This is a genomic window from Pseudomonas sp. BN606 (genome assembly GCF_029873115.1).
In the GTDB taxonomy this organism is placed as follows: Bacteria; Pseudomonadota; Gammaproteobacteria; order Pseudomonadales; family Pseudomonadaceae; genus Metapseudomonas.
The window spans coordinates 106,369-126,753 of sequence record NZ_SSOF01000075.1 but is presented as its reverse complement, the minus strand read 5'-3'; the positions used below and the strand labels follow the sequence as shown (position 1 = coordinate 126,753).

Genomic DNA, 20,385 nt, shown 5'->3' with positions numbered 1-20,385 from the left:
GGTCATACCTATACTTATGGGACCTGGGCCGACTGGCCCACGGGGCGGGCAAACCTTCATGAGCGCTGCGCAAGTTCCCCTTGGAATCCGAGTGGAACAGGTGCCCGGCAGGCTCCTCGGAACCCCGGGTATGCTGCTTTCGATGTTGATCGTCATCCTTGCGCTGACGCTCGGCGGGTGCGCGTCGAAACCGGTACCACCTCCGGTGGTGGTCTCCCAGGCCACCTGGCGACAAGTTGACCGGGACATCGCAGCCGCCTCGCTTGCCGCCACCAGCCAGGCCCGTCGCTACGCCCAGGACTCCATGGATCACTGGATGGACCTGATCTACCAGCGAACCGATAGCGAATTCCTCCCCTGGTTCTCCAGTTTCTGGACCCGCAAGTGGCTGAGCATGAAAGTGGGCTGGTATCGCCTGAGCTCCGACGGCGAACGGGAACAAACGGTGAACCGGCTGGCCGCCTACCTGCAGGAGGAATACGACGAGCAGGTGCTGCAGCCGGTTGCCCGCGAACTGGATCCGGACGACATCATGGAGCAGACCACGCGTACCTACATCCAGCAGCTCGACGAACGCCTGCAACTGATACCCCAGCGTTTCGGCGTGCCCGGCGACCAGTTCAACCAGCATTTACAGCAGATCCCGGCCATCGAAATGGCGCCTCCGGGCAAGAGTGCCTCCCTCTACCAGGTCCTTAGGGCTGACCCGCTGGAGGAACTGCCGGCCTATGCCTCGCTCATGGACCGGATTCGCAATGCGCCGAGCGGCGCCGGCGCCTGGACTACCGACGACGGGTTGTCGCGCATCACTCGCGACACCAGCGCGCAGCTGGAGTCGGAATTGGCTACCAGCGGTGCCGCCAGTGTCGTCACCAGCTTCATGGGGCGAGTCGCGGGGCCTGTGTTGTCCCTTGGCTTCACTGGTATCAGCGCCATGCTCCACGAGGAAGGGCGGGCTGATCGTGAAGCCACCTTGCGCAAGAGCCTCAACGAAGCCTTCGACGAAGAATGGCTGGAGATGATGCGCAATCCGGAAGTGGGTGTGATGGCCGGGGTGATCCACTTGTCCGGGCAGGTGGAAGGCAGCCTGACGCAAATCAGGACCCAGCCCATCCAGTTCCAGCCGCTGCCGCGAGTGATGCCTGCCGAGTAACCTGCCAATTCGTCGGCCGGGGGCTGGCGCTACTCCCTGGATTCCACCTGTCGAACACCGATTGCACCACTGAGTTTCGCGGCGCGACCGGTGCTTTTCCGCTGCGCGGTTGTGCCTGTCACGAAATGCGAAGCAGCTGACGCCCTATGAGAAGCAGCCGCAGGGGGGGATGCCTAGAGTCCAATCCATGGGTCCGTGACCCGACTACAAGAATCCAGATTGGAGATAAGGCATGGCCAAAGCGGTTCGGTTTTATGAAGCTGGGGGGCCGGAAGTACTTCGTTATGAAGAGGTCGAGGTTGCTGATCCTGGTCCGGGCGAAGTTCGTATTCGCCACGTCGCCGTGGGCCTGAACTACGCCGACACCTATTTCCGCAACGGTACCTATCCCATTCCGCTGCCCAACGGCATTGGCGTCGAAGCCGCCGGTGTGGTCGTGGCGGTCGGCGCGGGCGTGACCAATGTCGCCCTGGGCGACCGGGTCACCTACACCGGCTTCCTCAACACCCTCGGCGCCTACAGCACCGAGCGCCTGGTGTCTGCCGCGCCGCTGATCAAGCTGCCCGAGACCATCGCCTTCGAAACCGCCGCGGCCATGACCATGCGCGGTCTGACCTCCGCCTACCTGATGCGTCGCATCTACGACTTCAAGGAAGGCGACAGCATCCTCCTGCATGCCGCTGCCGGCGGTGTCGGCCTGATCGTCTCGCAGTGGGCGAAGCTGCTCGGCTTGACCGTGATCGGCACCGTGTCCACCGAGGCCAAGGCGGAAGTCGCCCGCTTCCATGGCTGCGATCACGTCATCAACTACAGCGAAGAAGACATCGCCCAGCGTGTGCGTGAACTGACGGGTGGCCGCGGCGTCGACGTCGTGTTCGACAGCGTGGGCAAGAACACCTTCAACGCGTCCCTGGATTCGCTCCGCCGCCGCGGCCTGCTGGTGTGCGTCGGTACTGCGTCGGGTCCCGTACCGGCCTTCGATCCGGTCCTGCTGGCCATGAAGGGTTCGCTGTTCGTCACCCGTCCGGCCCTGGCCGACTACATTGCCGACCCGGCGGAGAAGGCTGAGCTGGTGGGCGAGCTGTTCGATCACGTCGGCAGCGGTCGCATCAAGATCGATATCAACCAGCACTACGCGCTGGAAGATGCGGTCCAGGCCCATCGGGATCTTGAATCGCGCAAGACCACCGGTTCGTCCATCTTCGTCATCTGAGGTCGCTGGCCATGAAAGTCGAGCAACTTACTTGCGCCATCGGCGCCGAAATCAGCGGTGTGAACCTGGGCGATGCTTCCCGTGACGACGGCCTGTTCGCCGAAATCAAGGCGCTGCTGCTCAAGCACAAGGTGCTGTTCCTGCGCGACCAGAAGATCAGTCGTGCCGAGCACGTGGCCTTCGCCCGCCGCTTCGGCGAGCTGGAAGACCATCCGGTGGCCGGCAGCGATCCGGAACACCCGGGCCTGGTCCGTATCTACAAGGACCCGGATCAGCCCAACGACCGCTACGAGAACGCCTGGCACACCGATGCCACCTGGCGCGACGCACCGCCCATGGGCTGCGTGCTGCGCTGCGTGGAGTGCCCGCCGGTCGGTGGCGACACCATGTGGGCGAACATGGCGTTGGCCTACGAAAAGCTGCCTGAAGACGTGAAGCAGCGTATCGAGGGCCTGCGCGCCCGCCACAGCATCGAAGCGAGCTTCGGTGCGGCCATGCCCGCCGAGAAGCGCCTGGCGCTCAAGGCCATGTACCCGGACGCCGAGCATCCGGTGGTGCGCATCCACCCGGAAACCGGCGAGAAGGTGCTGTTCGTCAATGCCTTCGCCACCCACTTCACCAACTTCCACACGCCTGAGCGCGTGCGCTACGGCCAGGACTACAGCATGGGCGGCAGCGACCTGCTGCGCTACCTGGTCAGCCAGGCCTACATCCCGGAATACCAGGTGCGCTGGCGCTGGCAGAAGAACAGCGTGGCGATCTGGGACAACCGCTCTACCCAGCATTACGCCGTGATGGATTACCCGCCCTGCGTTCGCAAGATGGAACGCGCCGGAATCATCGGCGACAAGACTTTCTGACCACTGATCCGTCCGGCCGGAACTATCCGGCCGGGGTCCCCTGAACAAGAACTTACCGAGGACACCCACCATGCAATTCTTCGACGATTCCCTGCACCCTGAAAATATGGAAAAGGTGGTCATCACCGTGGCGCCCTATGGCCCTGAGTGGATGCCGGCAGACTTCCCGGAAGACATCCCGGTGACCATGGACGAGCAGGTCCAGAAAGCCGTCGATTGCTATGAAGCGGGCGCCACTGTGCTGCACCTGCACGTGCGTGAACTCGATGGCACCGGCTCCAAGCGCCTGTCCAAGTTCAATGAACTGATCGCCGGTGTGCGTGAAGCCGTGCCGGACATGATCATCCAGGTGGGCGGCTCCATCTCCTTCGCCCCCGAGGGCGAAGGTGAAGCAGCCAAGTGGCTGTCCGACGACACCCGCCACATGCTGGCCGAACTGACTCCGAAGCCGGACCAGGTCACCGTGGCCATCAACACCACCCAGATGAACATCATGGAGCTGCTCTATCCGGAGTACCTGAAAGGCACCTCCCTGGAGAACCCGGTCTACCAGGCCGCCTACAGCGAAATGACCGTGCCTGCCGGCCCGGCCTGGGTCGAGGAACACCTCAAGCGCCTGATGGCCAACGGCATCCAGCCGCACTTCCAGCTCACCGGCATGCATGCCCTGGAAACCCTCGAGCGCCTGGTGCGCAAGGGTGTCTACAAGGGTCCGCTGAACCTGACCTGGATCGGCATTGGTGGCGGCTTCGATGGCCCCAACCCGTTCAACTTCTTCAACTTCATTCACCGCGCCCCGAACGGTGGCACCCTCACCGCCGAGTCGCTGCTGAAGAACGTCCTGCCGTTCAACACCATGGCGCTCGCGATGGGCCTGCACCCGCGTGTCGGCATCGAGGACACCATCATCGACCAGCACGGCAAGCGCTTCTCGTCCGTGCAGCAGATCCAGCAGACCGTGCGCATCGCCCACGAACTGGGTCGCGAAATCGCGTCCGGCAAGGAAGCGCGCGAGATCTACAAGATCGGCGTCGAGTACAAGGACGTGGAAGAGACCCTGCGCATGAACGGTATGGCACCGAACCGCCAGCCGGGTCAGAAACACGTGCCCATGCGTACCTGACCGGCGTAGCCAGAAGGGCCGGCCCACAAAGTCGGCCCCGGCGGGGCGCTAACCGCGCTTCCGCCAGCTAGCGTGACAAAAACAACTACACGCACAGATTCAAGGTAACCGCGATGGCCTTTCATTCCGCTGCCACCGCCGATTTCGATCAATCGGCCGTGCACGTCCCCCGCACCTACGCCTGGGTAGTCTTCGCCCTGACGTTCGGCCTGCTGATTTCCGACTACATGTCGCGGCAGGTGCTCAACGCAGTATTCCCGCTGCTCAAATCCGAATGGACGCTCACCGATTCCCAGCTTGGCCTGCTCAGCGGCATCGTCGCGCTGATGGTGGGGCTGCTGACTTTCCCGCTATCGCTTCTGGCGGACCGCTGGGGGCGAGTGAAGAGCCTGGTGTTGATGGCCATGCTCTGGAGCCTGGCAACCCTGGGTTGCGGCCTGGCGAAGAACTACGAGCATATGTTCATCGCCCGCTTCCTGGTGGGCGTGGGCGAGGCGGCCTATGGCAGTGTCGGCATCGCAGTGGTGCTGTCGGTGTTCCCCCGCGAGATGCGCGCCACCATCACTGGCGCCTTCATGGCCGGAGGCATGTTCGGCTCGGTACTGGGCATGGCCCTGGGCGGCGTCCTGGCACAACACCTGGGTTGGCGCTGGTCCTTCGCCGGCATGGCGGTCTTCGGCCTAGCGCTGGCGCTGGTCTATCCGCTGGTGGTCAAGCAGTCGCGCATCGGTAGTCCGCTGCCGGCGCCGAGCGCAACGGACGAGTTCCCTTGCCGCCGCCCACTGAAAACCCTGTTCGCCAGCCGCTCGGTGATCGCCGCCTACGTCGGCAGCGGCTTGCAGCTGTTCGTCGGTGCAGCGGTGATGGTGTGGTTCCCCAGCTACCTCAATCGCTACTACCAGATGGGCACCGACAAGGCCGGTGCTGTCGCGGCCATCATCGTGCTCACCGGCGGTGCCGGCATGATCGTCTGCGGCATTCTCAGTGATCGCCTGTGCCGCAATGCCCCGGACCGCAAGATCGCGCTGGCCATCGCCTACTGCCTGATCAGTTGCGTGCTGCTGTCGGTGGCCTTCCAGATGGCACCCGGCGTACCACAGTTGGTAACCATCGCCCTGGCCATGCTGGTGGCGACCGGCACGTCCGGCCCAGCCGGCGCCATGGTCGCCAACCTGACCCACTACTCGATCCATGGCACCGCGTTCGCCACCCTGACTTTGGCCAACAACCTGCTTGGCCTGGCGCCCGGACCCTATGTCACTGGCGTACTGGCCGACCACTTCGGCCTGGATCGCGCCTTCCAGTTGATTCCGTTGATCAGCATCGCAGCGGCCCTGGTGTTCTGGTACGGCAAGCGCCACTACCAGAAGGACATTCAGAAGCTCTCGCCGCTGATGGCAAGTGAGGAACGTTAATGAAACCGCTGTTGGTCGAAATGACTTTCGACTTTATCTGTCCCTGGTGCCTGATCGGCAAGCGCAACCTGGAGAAGGCTCTGGGCCAACTCTCCGCGACGCGGCTGGATGTCGCCGTCGAGCTTCGCTGGAAAGGCGTACAACTGCTGCCTGACCTGCCGGCCCAGGGTGTGCCCTTCATGGAGTTCTACCTGCAGCGGCTCGGCAGTGAGGAGATGGTGCGCGCGCGCCAGGAACAGGTACGGGAAGCCGCCTACCACGCTGACGTGGATGTGGATCTGCAACGCATCGCGACCATGCCCAACACCGCCAACGCGCACCGCCTGCTGGCGCTGGCCACGGAGCAGGGCAGTGCGCGTCAGGTCGACGCATTGCTGGAGCGCCTGTTCGCCAGCTACTTCCAGAACGGCGAGGACATTGGCAGCAGCGAGCTGTTGCTGCGCCTGGCCAGGCAATGCGGCTTCGATCCGCGTCGCCTCGAAGCGGTGCTGTTCGACGATGGTCGTCCCTTTGTCGGGCGTGAGGTGGTTCCGGCGAACCAGGCCGTGCCGTCCTTCACGATCGACGAGCGCCCGTCCCTGGCCGGTGCCCAGCCGCCATGGTTGATGCTGGCCCAGTTGCAACGGGCACTGGAGCTGCGTCCGCTGGCGGAGGCCCGTCGGGCATGAGCCAGTGTGTGGAAGTACCCGCGGAAAAGTTGCCGCCCGTGGGTGGGCGCAGTCTGTTTCGCCATGACGGCAAGTCGCTGGTGCTGTTCAACCAGAACGGCGAGATCTACGCCATCGACGAAGGCTGCCCACACAACGGCGCCTCGTTGTTCAGCGGTCGGCTGGAGGGGCGTCTGCTGCGCTGCCCGGCCCACGGCCTGCGCTTTGACCTGGCCACCGGGTGCGTCCCTGGCGTGAGCGGTTTTGGTGTTGCCACCTATGCGGTGGAGCTGCAGCAGGGCCGTTGTTTCATCGATCTATCGCGGCCGCGTCCGCAGGAATCAATCGTATGTCTGCAACAGCAATAACCGCGCTGGGATCGCGCACACGGGTTCTGATGCCCGGTGTGATCGTCAGCGCCGTGGTCGCCGCGGCGGCCACCTTCCTTTCCGAGCACTACGGTGCTCCGGTGATGCTCTTCGCCCTCTTGCTGGGTCTCGCGGTGAACTTCCTGGCGACCGACGGCGCATGCAAGCCCGGCATCGAGTTCACCGCCCGCGAAGTACTGCGGGTTGGCGTGGCACTGTTGGGCATCCGCATCACCCTGGAACAGATCGCGTCGCTCGGCTGGCAACCAGTCGCCATGGTGGTGGCACTGGTGGTGGTTACCATCCTCGTGTCAGTCGCAGTGGCGCGTCTGCTTGGCTTCAATAGCCTGTTCGGCCTGCTCACCGGCGGCGCCACTGCCATCTGTGGCGCTTCGGCAGCCCTGGCCCTGGCGGCGGCACTGCCCAGCCACCCGCAGAAGGAACGCGCGACGCTGTTCACCGTGATTGGCGTATCGGCACTGTCCACCCTGGCGATGATCCTCTACCCGATGATTGCCGAGGTCCTTGGGCTCTCGCCATTGCATGCCGGTTTCTTCATCGGCGGCACCATTCACGACGTGGCCCAGGTAGTGGGCGCTGGCTACAGCATGTCCCACGAAACCGGCGACAGCGCTACCGTGGTCAAGCTGATGCGCGTGGCGATGCTGCTGCCGGTGATTGTCTGCGCCGCCATGATCACTCGCATGCGCGGCGCCGAGCCGGGCAGCAAGCGGCCGCCGCTGCTGCCCTGGTTCGCGGTGGGTTTCGTGATCCTGGCCGCGATCAACAGCACGGGTGTGATTCCGCCGATGGTGCAAGAGGCCGGCAACGAACTGTCGCGCTGGTGCCTGGTGATCGCCATCAGTGCCCTGGGCATGAAAACCCAACTCAAGGACCTGGCCTCGGTAGGCATCAAGCCAATCCTGCTGATGGTCGGGGAAACCGCGTTCCTCGCCGCCCTGGTGCTGGCAATGCTGCACTGGGGGTTCTGAAGCTTTACTCCTGCTCCCGTGAGGGGGTCATCGATGCCTGCCACAGCGGGCTTTCACCGCGCCGAAGTCTTTTGCGACGGACTTCGTAGCGCGGTTTTTTTTTGGCGTGAAGGGGTGAATGCAGGGAGGCATTCGCCCCTTTTTTTCATTGGGCGGCTGGGGCAGTTGGCGTGGGAGCGAGCGCCGCTCGCGAAGTCCAATACGGGGCTCTCGGGAAACGTTGGGCTTCGCTGCGCTCTGCGCCAACCTACAGAAGCGGACTACTCCTCCGCCTTCACCTGATGCTCACGCCGCCACGCCGCCGGTGCCATGCCGAACTGGGTGGTGAACCAGCGGGTAAAGGAGCTGGCCACCGAGTAGCCGAGCAAGTCGGCGATGCGTGAGAGGGAATAGCGCGGATTCTCCATGTAGCGCAGCACCAGGTCGCGGCGCACTTCGTTGATCAGGTCGGAGAAGGTTACTTCGCTGTCTTCCAGGCGACGCTGGAGCGTACGCACGTTCATCCCCAGCGATTGGGCGATCTGTTCGATGGTGGCGCGGCCCATCGGCAGCAGCAGATAGATGGCCTTGCGCACGTCGTTCAGGGTCGATTGCTGGGCCGCGCCGGGCAGGGTTTCCACCAGGCGCCGGGCGTGGCGGGCCATGGCCGGGTCTGCCAGGGGGTTGGCTTTGTCGAGGTCGGCGGCCTGGCAGACGATGCCATTGAACTCGCTGCCGAACTCCAGCTTGCAGCCGAACACCCGTCGATGCAGCTGCAGGTCCGGCGGGGCGTCGTGGCTGAAGTTCACCGCCAGCGGGCGCCAGCCCGAGCCGAGCAGGGCGCTGCACATGCGGAACAGCACGCCGATGGCCAGCTCCATGCCCTGGCGGATGGGCACCGGCGGGTCGGTGATGATCTCTTCGCGCAGCACCACCGTCTTGCCGACCTCGTCTACGAACAGGGCCAGTGATTCGTTGAGCAGGTGACGGTACTGCACGATGGTTTCCAGGGCGTCGCGCAGGGTCGGCTGGTGGGATAGCAGCAGGCTGATGACGCCAAAGTCCGAGAGCTGGCGGGACTCGGCCATGCGCAGGCCGAAGGTAGGGCAATTGCAGGCGCGAGCGGATGCTTCCAGCAGGTTCGCAACGGCCGCAGTAGGCAAGCGTTGTTCGGGGTTGTCCACCAGCGCCTGGCTCAGGCCGACCTGGCGCAACATCTGTTGCGGGTTGAGGCCCAGGTGCTGGGCAACTTCGATGTAGTTGGTCAGGGCCGCTGCGCGAACCATTGGGGTCATGTCGATCGCCACGCTGTCGTTGTGCCAGGGCTGCGCTGGTAGGCGCGCGCCGGCTGTTCTTGTCGTTTAAAGCGAAGTGAGTCTGTCGTCGACGATGGTCTTCGAATTTCTCTTTGATGACAACGCCGGTCCCGTTCCTCGTTTGCGGCAGATGAAAGTAAAGCCAATTCCTGGAAAACAGCGCGCGCCACGGATGACGGGCGTGGCCGCCGGGCGGGACAGCAAAGGGGGTAGGGCGGCCCTGTCATGAAATGCGAAGAGGCTGACGTTCTATGAGAAGCGACCACCCCCCCGCATCTCTACTGTTTGCATCACCAAGTTCCTCCAGTCGCGATTGCGGCAACAGGGTGATGACGTGAATAACAACGACAGCGCAACCATCCTTATCGTCCCCGGCCTGCGGGATCACGTGCCAGAACACTGGCAGACCCTGCTGGCCGCACAACTGCCCAAAGTTCGCAGCGTACCTCCACTGGAGCAGGACAAGCTGAGCCTGCCGGCCCGCGTCGAAGCCATCCAGCGTGAGCTGGAGCAGATCGACGGCCCTGTGATCCTTGTGGCCCACAGTGCCGGCGTGCTCATGGTGGCGCACTGGGCGGTTCGCTACAGCCGACCGATCAAGGGTGCCCTGCTGGCCACGCCGCCGGACCTCGACGCCACCTGGCCGGCGAACTACCCGAGCCCCGAGTCCCTGCACGCCAATGGCTGGACCCCGCTGCCGCGTCAGCCGCTGCCGTTCCCCACCCTTGTGTGTGCCAGTGACGACGACCACCTGGCCAGCCTGGACGCCGTCCGCGAGCTGGCCAGCGACTGGGAAGCCAGCCTGGTCGAACTGGGCAAGGTCGGCCATCTCAATCCTGCCTCCGGTTACGGCGAATGGCCTGATGCCCATGAGCTGATCGAGATACTGGATCGCTGATACGCAAACCAGATGAGTTCGGCCGGGGAGTCCGGCGAAAGCGGCGCGCGGCCATGCAACCGGCTGCGCACTGACCAGGCAAGGAGCACAGCAGCGGTTGCGGTAGCCATTACAACAAAAAGCGGAGCCAACGCATGAAAGACAAGAACAATCACAACCTGAACCTGCGCAGGTGCCTGCTCGCGTCGGCGATCGCCGCCGGAATCGGCGCGCCAGCCGCGGTACAGGCCATGGAAGTCGACACCGGCAATCCGGACTGGTCGGTGCGTTTCGACAACACCGTTAAGTACAACTACGGCGTTCGCACCGAGAGCGCAGACAAGCGCATGCTGGCTACGCCGAACAACAACGACGGCGACTACAACTTCCGTCGTTCCGGCACCAACATCACCAACCGCGTCGACCTGTTGACCGAACTGGACGTGATCCACCAAGGCAACAAGGGCTTCCGCGTCAGTGCCGCCAGCTGGTACGACAAGGCCTACGACAACACCGGTTCCAACTCCAACCCGTTCGTCAACGGCAACGAGGCGTTCTCTCGCATCGCCGGCCAGCCTGGCACTAACAATGCCGTGCTCGGTAGCCCGCACCTGTCCAACTACGCCCAGCGTTACTACAGCGGCCCGTCTGGCGAAATCCTCGACGCCTTCGTGTTCTACAGCACCGAAATCGGCGACGAGTCGATGTTCAGCGTCAAGGCCGGTCAGCACAACGTGTACTGGGGCGAAACCATCCTCAACCCGGTGCATGCCATCAGCTACGGCCAGTCCGGCCTGGACCTGGCGAAGCTCGCCGCCGCGCCGGGCACCGAGGCGAAGGAGCTGTTCGTTCCGCGCAACCAGATTTCCGCGTCCTTCACCATCAACCCCGAACTGACCGTCGCTGCCCAGTATTTCCTCGATTGGGACGCCGCACGCCTGCCTGAGGCCGGCACCTACTACGGCAGTTCCGACGTGGTGGGTTTCGGCGCCCAGTCCTTCATCCTCGGCCACACGGGCGGCCCCGGCCTGGCCGGAGCGAATGGCACCCTGACCAACATTCGCCGTGGCCACGACATCACCCCGGATAAACGCGGTGACTGGGGCCTGATGCTCAAGTGGTCCCCTGAATGGCTGGACGGTACGGTCGGCGCCTATTACCGCCAGACCGCGGAAATCCTGCCGCAGGCTGTACTCGACGGCACCGGTCTGACCGCCAGGGGCACGGCTGGCCCCATCGCCAACGTGCAGCGGTCCATCAGCACCACCAACTACAAGCTCGCATACGGCGACGACATCGACATCTTTGGCCTGAGCCTGTCCAAGGAGTTCGGCGGCATCAGCGTCGCCAGCGACCTGAACATCCGCCACAACATGCCGTTGGCGAGCATCCCGGCCATTGTCAGTGCCTCCGGCCCCGGCGGCCTCGCAGCGGGCCTCGGCCTGCTGCCGGCGCGTATTCCGGGCTCCGGCGTGGTCACTGATCTGCCGAGCAGCGGCGACAGCATGAGCGCCACCGGCGACACGCTGCACTGGACCCTGAACGGCTTGATGACCATCGGTGACACGCCGTTGTTCGACGCGGCCAGCCTGCTGGGCGAGCTCTACTACAGCAACCTGCTGAAACTCGATAGCCACAACGAGGCGCTCTACAAGGGCAAGGACACCTACCGTGGCATCGACAAACCAACCCGCGACAACTGGGGCGTCGCAGTGAACTTCACGCCCACCTGGTACCAGGTGTTCCCGGGCGTGGACATGACCGCGCCGATGTCGGTGAACGTCGGCCTGGACGGCGTCTCTCCGGTCCAGGGTGGTGGTGCCGAAGACACCGGCAACTACTCCGTGGGGATCGGCGCGGCTATCTACAACCAGTACTTCGTCGACCTGAAGTACGTGGACTCATTCGGCGATGCCAAGAAGTGCACCAACGGTGCCACCGACGGCTCGACTCCTAACGCATTGGATGCCACGCAGCGCTACACCTGCTATGCCGGGGGTTACTCCTCCTTCTCCGGCGGCGGAGCTACCACGGAAGACCGTGGCGCGGTTTACCTGACTTTGAAGACCACCTTCTGACATTCCGCACCGCTCGTGACCCGAGCAGGAGAACAACGAGATGAAATTCGTGAAAACTCTGATGGCGGCTTCCCTCGCGGTGGCCTTCTCCAGCACTTCCCTTGCCGCCGTATCGCCTGATGAAGCGGCCAAGCTGGGCAACAACCTGACCCTGGTCGGCGCCGAAAAGGCCGCCAGCGCCGATGGCTCGATCCCGGCCTATGAGGGTGGCCTGACCACCGCGCCGGCCGGCTTCAAGGCTGGCGACAGCATGCGTCCGGATCCCTTCGCCAGCGAGAAACCGCTGCTGGTGATCGATGGCAAGAACGTCGACCAGTACAAGAACCAGCTCAGTGCCACCACCGTGGAACTGGCCAAGCGCTACCCGGATTTCCGCGTGGATGTCTACCCGACCCACCGGACCGTAGCCATGCCCCAGGCGGTGCTGGACAACGCGGTCAAGAATGCCACCGGCGCCAAGACCGGCAATGGCGGCCTGGCCCTCGACAACGTACTGCCGGGCGTACCCTTCCCGATTCCGCAGTCGGGCGCTGAAGCCATGTGGAACCACCTGCTGCGCTACCAGGGTGTGACCATCAACTCCAAGTACGATTCCTGGAACGTCGACTCTGCCGGCGTGGCGACCCTCGCCACCACCGGCCAGGCCTTCATCAACTACCCGATCTACGAAAACCTGAACAAGCCCATCGCCAACACCGACGTCTATTACCAGATGAAGCTGTATTACTCGGGCCCGGCACGCCGCGCTGGCGAGGCGATCATGCTCAAGGACGCCGCCAACGCTGTCGAGCAACCGCGCCGCGCCTGGCAGTACCTGCCCGGTCAGCGCCGCGTGAAGCTGGCACCGAGCCTGGCCTACGACACCCCGAACCCGGGTACCGCCGGTGCTGGCACCTACGACGACGTGTTCGTCTTCAACGGTGCGCTGGACCGCTATGACTGGAAACTGGTGGGCAAGCAGGAACTGATCGTTCCCTACAACACCTACAAGCTGACCTACGCCCAGGACCCGAAGACCCTGACCACCCCCAACCACCTGGCACCTGACTACGTGCGCTGGGAGAAGCACCGCGTCTGGGTCGTCGAAGGCACGCTGAAGGACGGCGCCCGCCATATCTATGCCAAGCGTCGCTTCTACCTCGACGAAGACAGCTGGGTGGCCCTGGCCTCCGACCAGTACGACGCCCGTGGGCAGATCTACCGTGGCTCCTTCGCCTTCCTCAGCCAGAGCTACGACAAGCAAGTACCGGATACCACGCCGTTCGTGATCTACGACCTGGTGGGTAACTCCTACAACATCAACGGCATCGTTGGCCCGTACGGCGGCATCCGTTATATCGACCCGCTGACCAAGGCTCAGTGGGCAGCCGAGTCCCTGGCTGGCGCTGGCATTCGCTAAGCCAGGCTGGTTGTCGCTCCCTTTGAGTGTGGGGGAGCGACAACCCCTTTTTTTCAGAGGACGTCCCGATGATTTCTTTCAAGTTCATCGCCCTGGGCATAGCCCTGATGGCGGGTAATGCCCACGCCGCATCTTTGGTGGATGTGCTCGAACTGCCGGCGCAGCACAGCGAACTGGCGCTACGCAGCCCCTTGCTCGACCTGGTGCAGGCCGGCCAGCGCCTGGTCGCGGTAGGCCAGCGTGGTCACATTCTCTACTCCGATGACCAGGGCCAAAGCTGGACCCAGGCCAGCGTGCCGGTCAGCTCCGACCTTAATGCCGTGCAGTTCCCCACGGAGAAGCAGGGCTGGGCCGTAGGCCATGACGGCGTCGTACTGCACAGCAGCGATGGTGGTGCCAGTTGGGTAAAGCAGCTCGATGGTCGCCAGCTCGGTCGCCTCATGCAGGACTACTACAGCGCCCGGCCTGATGCCGGGCAATGGCTGGAAGAGGGCAAGCGCATCGAGACCGAAGGCGCCGACAAGCCCTTCCTCGATCTCTGGTTCAGCGATGAACGCAATGGTTTCGTCGTGGGTGCCTTCAACCTGATCTTCCGCACCCGCGATGGCGGGCAGAGCTGGGAGCCCTGGACCGACCGTACCGACAACCCGTCCGGCTACCACCTCAACGCCATCACCAGCGACGGCGAGCATCTCTACATTGTCGGGGAGCAAGGCCTGCTGTTGCGCCTCGACGACGGTGGTGAGCGCTTCCAGGCCCTGCAGTCGCCCTATCAGGGCAGCTTCTTCGGTATCAGCGCCCAGCCTGGCGCGGTACTGGCGTACGGCCTGCGCGGACACGCCTACCGAAGCACTGATGCCGGCGCCAGCTGGACAGCGGTGAAGACCGGGCTGAACAGCAGCATCACCGCGTCCACGCGCGACGCCCAAGGCACGCTCTACCTGTTCGGCCAGACTGGTCAGGCCTTGGCCAGCAGTGATCAGGGCGCCAGCTTCCAGCCCCTGGACATCGGCCAGCCAGTGCCTGTCTACGGCGCCCTGGCTTCAAGCGAAAACGGCCTGCTGCTGGTTGGCGCGCGCGGCATCAGCCAGCGCCCCGTGGTTTCTGGAAAACAAGAATAAATGCGAGGCATACCCACATGGGTGGCATGAAACAAGAGGCGATGCCGGTTATCCGGGATCTGAAAGACTTCGATGCGCGCGGCGGCAATCTGCTGGAGCGCATGGTGTTCAACCACCGTTTGCCGTTCGTGATCGGCATTCTGCTGGTGACAGTGCTGCTGGGCTACATGGCTTTCACGCGGCTGGAACTCAAGCCCAGCTTCGAGAAGATGATTCCCCAGGGCCATCCCTACATCCAGAACTTCCTGGAAAACCGAAAGGCCCTGCGCGGGCTGGGCAACAGTGTGCGTATCGTGGTGGAGAACACCGAGGGCGACATCTATGACCCGGCTTACCTCGACGCGCTGAAAAAGGTGCATGACGAGCTGTTCCTCACTGCCGGTGTCGATCGCGCCTGGATGAAATCCCTTTGGGCACCCGGCGTACGCTGGACCGAAGTGACCGAGGAAGGCTTCCAGGGTGGTCCGGTCATGCCTGATGGCTATGACGGCTCGCCTGCGAGCATCGAGCAACTGCGGCAGAACATCGCCCGCGCCGGCATCGTCGGCAGCCTGGTGGCCAATGATTTCAAGTCCACCATGCTGGTGGTGCCGTTGCTGGACCAGGCTACCGCTGGCAGCCAGGGTGTGGACTATCACCAGTTCTCGCGCAACCTGGAAGAAAAGCTGCGGCTGCACTTCGAATACGGAGGCGACCGCAAGGCGCAAGCTTCGGGTGAAGAAGGGCAGGGCCCGATCAAGGTCCGCGTGATCGGCTTCGCCAAGCTGGTGGGCGACCTGATCGATGGCCTGATGCGAGTCATGGCCTTCTTCGGCCTGGCCGTGGTTACCACCTTCTTCATCATCCTGGCTTACACCCGCTGCCTGCGCAGCAGCCTGCTGGTGATCGTCTGCTCACTGCTGGCCGTGGTCTGGCAGCTGGGGATCGTGGCCTGGCTGGGTTACGCGCTGGACCCGTACTCGATTCTGGTGCCGTTCCTGATCTTCGCCATCGGCGTGTCCCACGCGGCGCAGAAGATGAACGGGATCATGCAGGACATCGCCCTCGGTACTCACCGCCTGGTGGCGGCGCGCTACACCTTCCGCCGGCTGTTCCTTGCCGGGGTCACCGCGCTGCTGGCCGACGCCGTCGGCTTTGCCGTGCTGATGCTGATCGATATCCCGGTGATCCAGGACCTGGCGATCACCGCGAGCATCGGCGTTGCGGTGCTGATCCTCACCACCTTGCTGATGATGCCGGTGGCGCTGTCCTACGTTGGTGTGGGCAAGAAGGCCGCCGAACGTGCACTGCGTATCGACACCAATGCCGCAGCGCACAAGGGCTTCGGTCATATCTGGGACTTCCTGGACCGTTTCACCGAGAAGCGCTGGGCCCTGACCACCATTTGTCTCGCCTTCGCCCTGGGCGTAGGCGGCTTCATGGTCAGCCAGCACCTGCAGATCGGCGACCTGGACGCCGGCGCACCGGAATTGCGCCCGGAGTCGCGATACAACCGCGACAACGCCTACATCACCAGCCATTACGCGCTGTCCAGCGACCTGTTCGCGGTGATGGTGAAGACGGCGCCGGAAGGTTGCCTGAACTACCAGACCCTGATCCAGGCGGACCGCCTGGCCTGGGCCCTGCAGCAACATCCGAACGTGCAGGCGACCTCTTCGCTGGCCAACGCGGTACGGCAGATCACCGCCGGCACCTATGAGGGCAACCCGAAGTTCCTCAGCCTGCAACGCAATCAGGATGTGCTGAACTACGCCGCCCAGCAGGCTTCGGTGAACACGCCTGAGCTGTTCAATACCGACTGCTCGCTGATGCCGGTAATCGCCTTCCTCAAGGACCACAAGGCGCAGACCCTGGATGAAGTGGTGGCGATCGCCGAACGCTTTGCCACCGAGAACAGCACCGAGGATCGCCAGTTCCTGCTGGCGGCGGGCAGTGCGGGCATCGAAGCGGCGACCAACATCGTCGTGCGCGAAGCCAACCGCACCATGCTGTTCTATGTCTACCTGGCTGTGACGCTGTTCTGCCTGATCACCTTCCGCAGCTGGCGCGCGACCCTGGTGGCGCTGCTGCCGCTGGTACTCACCTCGGTGCTCTGCGAGGCACTGATGGTGTGGATGGGCATAGGCGTGAAGGTTGCCACGCTGCCGGTCATCGCCCTGGGGGTTGGCATCGGCGTCGACTACGCGCTGTATCTACTCAGCGTGCAGCTGCAATTCCAACGCCAGGGCCTGTCGCTGTCGGCCTCGTACAAGAAGGCAGTGTCCTTTACCGGACGAGTGGTGGCGCTGGTGGGAATCACCCTGGCCGCTGGTGTGGTGTGCTGGGCCTGGTCGCCCATCAAGTTCCAGGCCGATATGGGCATCCTGCTGACCTTCATGTTCCTCTGGAACATGATCGGTGCCCTGATCCTGATCCCGGCGTTGTCCTACTTCCTGCTGCGCGAGCACGGCGAAGCGGCACGGCCGGTGAGCCCGGTCGACGAGCCGGTCGCGCGCCCCGTCAGCGAGACGGTGCAGAGCGGCCAGATGGAGTCCGTGCAGCCCTGATCATCAAGCGAAGGAAGTTGGACTAATCTGGAAACGGGGGATCGCCGCCCGCCGCTTTGCGGCCGGCGGCGATGCCGTTTCGGATTTACCGACGCCCTGTCTCCATGTTGTAAGGGGCGTCTTTCAGGACACAACAACATGCTTGATTACTTCGCGCTGGGCATTCTCTTCTTCGTGGGGATCGTGCTGTTCTACGGCATCATCGTTCTCCACGACATTCCCTATGAAATTGCCGTACACCGTAACCATCCGCACCAGGACGCCATCCACGCCGCCGGCTGGGTGAGTCTGTTCACCCTCCACGCGCTGTGGCCGTTCCTGTGGATCTGGGCCATGTTGTACCGCGAGGACCGTGGCTGGGGCTTCGACCACGGCAAGTCGGGTTCCTCCCAGGATGTCGACCTGGCGAAGGAACTGGCGGATTTGCGTCAGCGCATCGAGCATCTCGAAGGACGCGCCCCGGCCCCGCAAGCCGAGCGGAAGGAGGGCTGAGCCATGGATCTGTTGCTGATTCTCACCTACACGGCGTTCTGCGTTGCCATCTTCAAGATATTCAAGATTCCTCTGAACAAGTGGAGCGTGCCCACCGCCGTGCTGGGTGGCATCGTGCTGATCGGTGCGCTGATCTTCCTGATGAACTACAACCACCCCTATTCGGAGGTGGCGCGGACCTACTTCGTTTCGGTGCCCATCGTGCCCGAGGTGTCCGGCCTGGTAACCGAAGTGCCGGTGAGGGCCAACCAGCCACTGGAGAAGGGTGATGTGCTGTTTCGCATCGACCCGACGCCATTCGAGAACAAGGTCAAATCCATCCAGGCGCAGCTGGTGTCGGCCCGTGCCGACCAGTCCCGCGCCCGTGAGCTGGCCGCGCGCAATGTCGGCAACCGCCGCGACGTGGATCTCACCACGGCACGCGTGGATGACCTGCAGGCCCAACTCAATATCGCCAAATTCAACCTTGAAAGCACCGTGGTCCGGGCGCCGAGCAAGGGCTTCGTCACCCACGTGTCATTGCGGGCGGGTGTGCGTGCGGTGAAGTTACCGCTGCGTCCGTCAATGGTCTTCATCCCGGACGAAGGCTTCTACTTCATCGCCTGGATGCGCCAGAACAGCCAGTTGCGCCTGAGTGTGGGTGACGAGGCGGAAGTCGCCTTCGACGGCATCCCCGGAAAGGTGTTCTCGGGCACGGTGAAGCAGGTGATCGGGGTGATCGGCGAAGGTCAGGTGCAACCATCCGGGACCCTGATCAGCTACACCGGTTCGCCACCTCCGGGCAGGGTGCCGGTATTCATCGAGATCACCGATCCGGCCTACGCCGAGTACGCTGCGCAGATGCCCGGTGGCGCCTATGGCCAGGCAGCGCTCTACAGCAAGCACTTCCACCATGTGGCGATCATGCGCAAGATCCTCCTGCGCATGGCGGCCTGGATGAACTACATCTTCCCGTTCCACTGATGCGCTATGGCGGGCTGCCCCCGGGGCTTCCCGCCTGATAGCCATGCTCGGCGATCCAGTGCCGGGCGATGTCTTCCCGCCGACATACCCAGACCCCGTCATGTCCCTGCACATGCTCAAGAAAGCGCGCCAGGGCCATGGCACGGGCCGGGTGGCCGCTGATCCGGCCATGCAGGCCGATGCTCATCAGCTTTGGCTGCCGCGCACCTTCCCGCCACAGGCAGTCGAAGGCGTCCTTGAGCAATTGGAAGAAGTCCTGCCCCGAAGCGAAGCCGTGGGGCATCAGGTAACGGGCGTCGTTGTTGACCAGCGTGTAGGGGATCACCAGGTGCGGCGGCGAGCCGGGCAGCCAGTAGGGCAGGTCGTCGTTGTAGGCGTCGGAGCTGTAAAGGAAGCCGCCTTCCTCGCGCAGCAGCCGGCGGGTGTTGGCGCTCACGCGGCCGGTGTACCAGCCCAGCGGGCGTCGGCCGCAAATGCGCTCGATCAGTTCGATGGTGCGCTGGATGTGACGGCGTTCCTCGTCTTCAGCGACCTCGCGATAGTCCAGCCAGCGATAGCCGTGTCCGGCCACCTCGTGGCCGCCGTTGTGCAAGGCATGGCCGATCTGTGGCACCAGTTCCAGGGCGCGACCGACGGCAAAGGCAGTCAGCGGCAACCCGCGCTCGTTGAACAGGTCGAGGATGCGCCAAACACCCGCGCGGGAGCCGTACTCGTAAAGGCCTTCGACGCTGAGGTCGCGCTCGCCGACGCGCACGGGGCGGCCCGGCAGTTCGTGCAGGTAGGCCTCCGACTGGACATCGCCGTTGAGCATGCAGGATTCGGCACCTTCTTCGACGTTCAGGACGAACTGTACCGCCACCCGCGCATTACCCGGCCAATGCGGATGAGGCGGCTTGCCGCCGTAGCCGAGCAGATCGCGCTCCACCGTCAGCCCAGCTCGAAGGTGGTGACGCCGAAAACCCGTTCCTGGGCAACCGAAGGAAGCGGGCCGAGGTACATCCGGGCGCAACCGAAGACTTCCTCCATGCCATGCCGTTGCACCAGGGCCATGGCGTCTGGATTGTTTTCCGGCGCATCCAGGAACAGCGGACCGTCTATGGCGAATCCAGCCAGTTGCGCGTAGAGCGCTTCGGCTGCGTTAGTGTCATTGGCAAACAGCGGGCCGATCTTGCAGCCTTGCTGACAACGCCGGACGACCCCGAAACCGGCCAGGCGGCCATTGCGCCGGCAGCCCAGGGCCAGGGCGTCGGGTTGGGCGATCCAGTCCTGCAGGAAACGGGGGCGAGGTGCCGGAAAGCAGAGGCGGTCGTAAGCCAGAACTTCCTCCAGCTTGAAGTCGGCCAGTGGCAGGATTTCTTCGTCGGGCGCCCATTCCGGTGGTTCGGCGACCTCTGTCCGGAAACGCAGGTTTCGATGGGAAAAGACGAAGCCGCCCTTGGCGTAGTAATCCTGCATGGCGAACACGCCGTCCATGCCGATGGCCGCACCGGGATGCAGTCGGGCGAGCAGTCGGTCACGGCGTGCGTACCAAAGGATGTCGCCGAGACCGCGCCCACGGAACTCCGGGCGGATGATGAAAAAGCCCATGAAACCGAATTCGCCCGTGTAAGAGGTGATGGCGCCACCACCGATCAGCTCGCCGTCCAGGTCCGCGGCTATGTAGGCCTCGGGGTCATTCAGCCAGAACAGCTCGGCGTCGTGCAGGCCGGGGTTCCAGCCTTCGCGCGCGGCCCAGCTGACCAGCTCGTCCAGCTCTGGGCGGAGCATGTTGCGGATGACCAACGGGATGGGCATGACGGGAACTCCTCGCCGACGGGGACGCTTTCGGTATAGCGCCAAGCGG

Annotated in this window: 18 protein-coding genes; 15 read left to right on the top strand and 3 right to left on the bottom strand. The window is 63.8% G+C overall.

Translation table 11 applies throughout. The features are described from left to right. The first annotated feature begins 130 nt into the window (after nucleotides 1–130). From E8E75_RS17705 to E8E75_RS17670, 8 genes are all read left to right on the top strand, one after another. Entirely contained in the window at nucleotides 131–1,153 is a 1,023-nt protein-coding gene (locus E8E75_RS17705) for a hypothetical protein (RefSeq protein WP_280359492.1), read from the top strand. A gap of 232 nt (nucleotides 1,154–1,385) precedes the next feature. Next, a complete protein-coding gene (locus tag E8E75_RS17700) occupies nucleotides 1,386–2,366 on the top strand; it encodes a quinone oxidoreductase (protein ID WP_120650851.1) in 981 nt (326 codons plus the stop codon). Between the two features lie 11 nt (nucleotides 2,367–2,377). Then, nucleotides 2,378–3,226, top strand: coding sequence for a TauD/TfdA family dioxygenase (locus tag E8E75_RS17695; protein WP_120650852.1), 849 nt, complete (start codon nucleotides 2,378–2,380; stop codon nucleotides 3,224–3,226). A gap of 70 nt (nucleotides 3,227–3,296) precedes the next feature. Beyond that, nucleotides 3,297–4,349 (top strand): 3-keto-5-aminohexanoate cleavage protein, encoded by a 1,053-nt coding sequence (locus E8E75_RS17690; RefSeq protein WP_120650853.1) that lies wholly within the window; start codon nucleotides 3,297–3,299, stop codon nucleotides 4,347–4,349. A gap of 113 nt (nucleotides 4,350–4,462) precedes the next feature. Further along, a complete protein-coding gene (locus E8E75_RS17685) occupies nucleotides 4,463–5,764 on the top strand; it encodes an MFS transporter (RefSeq protein ID WP_120650854.1) in 1,302 nt (433 codons plus the stop codon). Then, on the top strand, nucleotides 5,764–6,432 hold the full coding sequence (locus E8E75_RS17680; RefSeq protein ID WP_120650855.1) for a DsbA family oxidoreductase: 669 nt from the start codon (nucleotides 5,764–5,766) through the stop codon (nucleotides 6,430–6,432). The genes E8E75_RS17685 and E8E75_RS17680 overlap by 1 nt, the downstream gene beginning before the upstream one ends. Further along, complete coding sequence (locus tag E8E75_RS17675) at nucleotides 6,429–6,779, top strand: Rieske 2Fe-2S domain-containing protein (RefSeq protein WP_120650856.1); 351 nt, start codon at nucleotides 6,429–6,431, stop codon at nucleotides 6,777–6,779. The genes E8E75_RS17680 and E8E75_RS17675 overlap by 4 nt, the downstream gene beginning before the upstream one ends. After that, nucleotides 6,761–7,771, top strand: a complete 1,011-nt coding sequence (locus tag E8E75_RS17670) for a putative sulfate exporter family transporter (protein WP_120650857.1) — start codon at nucleotides 6,761–6,763, stop codon at nucleotides 7,769–7,771. Before E8E75_RS17675 ends, E8E75_RS17670 begins: the two co-directional genes overlap by 19 nt. Before the next feature lie 260 nt (nucleotides 7,772–8,031). Here E8E75_RS17670 and E8E75_RS17665 read toward each other — a convergent pair whose 3' ends face one another. Then, entirely contained in the window at nucleotides 8,032–9,036 is a 1,005-nt protein-coding gene (locus E8E75_RS17665) for an AraC family transcriptional regulator (RefSeq protein WP_120650858.1), read from the bottom strand. 364 nt (nucleotides 9,037–9,400) lie between these two features. Here E8E75_RS17665 and E8E75_RS17660 point away from each other — a divergent pair, with 364 nt between their 5' ends. From E8E75_RS17660 to E8E75_RS17630, 7 genes are all read left to right on the top strand, one after another. After that, nucleotides 9,401–9,964: an alpha/beta hydrolase gene (locus tag E8E75_RS17660; protein WP_280359491.1), complete on the top strand. Its 564-nt coding sequence runs from the start codon at nucleotides 9,401–9,403 to the stop codon at nucleotides 9,962–9,964. A 134-nt stretch (nucleotides 9,965–10,098) separates the two neighbouring features. Next, a complete protein-coding gene (locus E8E75_RS17655; RefSeq protein WP_120650860.1) occupies nucleotides 10,099–12,021 on the top strand; it encodes a DUF1302 domain-containing protein in 1,923 nt (640 codons plus the stop codon). Nucleotides 12,022–12,061: 40 nt separating this feature from the next. Beyond that, on the top strand, nucleotides 12,062–13,420 hold the full coding sequence (locus E8E75_RS17650; protein WP_120650861.1) for a DUF1329 domain-containing protein: 1,359 nt from the start codon (nucleotides 12,062–12,064) through the stop codon (nucleotides 13,418–13,420). 68 nt (nucleotides 13,421–13,488) lie between these two features. Continuing rightward, a complete protein-coding gene (locus E8E75_RS17645) occupies nucleotides 13,489–14,541 on the top strand; it encodes a YCF48-related protein (RefSeq protein WP_280359490.1) in 1,053 nt (350 codons plus the stop codon). A gap of 17 nt (nucleotides 14,542–14,558) precedes the next feature. Further along, nucleotides 14,559–17,087 (top strand): MMPL family transporter, encoded by a 2,529-nt coding sequence (locus tag E8E75_RS17640; protein ID WP_280359489.1) that lies wholly within the window; start codon nucleotides 14,559–14,561, stop codon nucleotides 17,085–17,087. A 138-nt stretch (nucleotides 17,088–17,225) separates the two neighbouring features. Then, on the top strand, nucleotides 17,226–17,579 hold the full coding sequence (locus tag E8E75_RS17635) for a DUF3302 domain-containing protein (RefSeq protein WP_120650864.1): 354 nt from the start codon (nucleotides 17,226–17,228) through the stop codon (nucleotides 17,577–17,579). Nucleotides 17,580–17,582: 3 nt separating this feature from the next. Next, nucleotides 17,583–18,542, top strand: coding sequence for an HlyD family secretion protein (locus E8E75_RS17630; protein ID WP_120650865.1), 960 nt, complete (start codon nucleotides 17,583–17,585; stop codon nucleotides 18,540–18,542). A gap of 4 nt (nucleotides 18,543–18,546) precedes the next feature. On the opposite strand, the gene E8E75_RS17625 is transcribed toward E8E75_RS17630, so the two are convergent. Continuing rightward, nucleotides 18,547–19,467, bottom strand: a complete 921-nt coding sequence (locus E8E75_RS17625; protein WP_120650866.1) for a polysaccharide deacetylase family protein — start codon at nucleotides 19,465–19,467, stop codon at nucleotides 18,547–18,549. Between the two features lie 2 nt (nucleotides 19,468–19,469). Further along, complete coding sequence (locus tag E8E75_RS17620) at nucleotides 19,470–20,336, bottom strand: GNAT family N-acetyltransferase (protein WP_280359488.1); 867 nt, start codon at nucleotides 20,334–20,336, stop codon at nucleotides 19,470–19,472. Nucleotides 20,337–20,385 lie beyond the last annotated feature (49 nt).

Excerpts from the sequence above, each read along its gene's own strand:
- E8E75_RS17705 (WP_280359492.1), top strand. The coding sequence starts at position 131 with ATGCTGCTTTCGATGTTGATCGTCATCCTTGCGCTGACGCTCGGCGGG.
- E8E75_RS17700 (WP_120650851.1), top strand. The coding sequence starts at position 1,386 with ATGGCCAAAGCGGTTCGGTTTTATGAAGCTGGGGGGCCGGAAGTACTT.
- E8E75_RS17695 (WP_120650852.1), top strand. The coding sequence starts at position 2,378 with ATGAAAGTCGAGCAACTTACTTGCGCCATCGGCGCCGAAATCAGCGGT.
- E8E75_RS17690 (WP_120650853.1), top strand. The coding sequence starts at position 3,297 with ATGCAATTCTTCGACGATTCCCTGCACCCTGAAAATATGGAAAAGGTG.
- E8E75_RS17685 (WP_120650854.1), top strand. The coding sequence starts at position 4,463 with ATGGCCTTTCATTCCGCTGCCACCGCCGATTTCGATCAATCGGCCGTG.
- E8E75_RS17680 (WP_120650855.1), top strand. The coding sequence starts at position 5,764 with ATGAAACCGCTGTTGGTCGAAATGACTTTCGACTTTATCTGTCCCTGG.
- E8E75_RS17675 (WP_120650856.1), top strand. The coding sequence starts at position 6,429 with ATGAGCCAGTGTGTGGAAGTACCCGCGGAAAAGTTGCCGCCCGTGGGT.
- E8E75_RS17670 (WP_120650857.1), top strand. The coding sequence starts at position 6,761 with ATGTCTGCAACAGCAATAACCGCGCTGGGATCGCGCACACGGGTTCTG.
- E8E75_RS17665 (WP_120650858.1), bottom strand. The coding sequence starts at position 9,036 with ATGGTTCGCGCAGCGGCCCTGACCAACTACATCGAAGTTGCCCAGCAC.
- E8E75_RS17655 (WP_120650860.1), top strand. The coding sequence starts at position 10,099 with ATGAAAGACAAGAACAATCACAACCTGAACCTGCGCAGGTGCCTGCTC.
- E8E75_RS17650 (WP_120650861.1), top strand. The coding sequence starts at position 12,062 with ATGAAATTCGTGAAAACTCTGATGGCGGCTTCCCTCGCGGTGGCCTTC.
- E8E75_RS17645 (WP_280359490.1), top strand. The coding sequence starts at position 13,489 with ATGATTTCTTTCAAGTTCATCGCCCTGGGCATAGCCCTGATGGCGGGT.
- E8E75_RS17640 (WP_280359489.1), top strand. The coding sequence starts at position 14,559 with ATGGGTGGCATGAAACAAGAGGCGATGCCGGTTATCCGGGATCTGAAA.
- E8E75_RS17635 (WP_120650864.1), top strand. The coding sequence starts at position 17,226 with ATGCTTGATTACTTCGCGCTGGGCATTCTCTTCTTCGTGGGGATCGTG.
- E8E75_RS17630 (WP_120650865.1), top strand. The coding sequence starts at position 17,583 with ATGGATCTGTTGCTGATTCTCACCTACACGGCGTTCTGCGTTGCCATC.
- E8E75_RS17620 (WP_280359488.1), bottom strand. The coding sequence starts at position 20,336 with ATGCCCATCCCGTTGGTCATCCGCAACATGCTCCGCCCAGAGCTGGAC.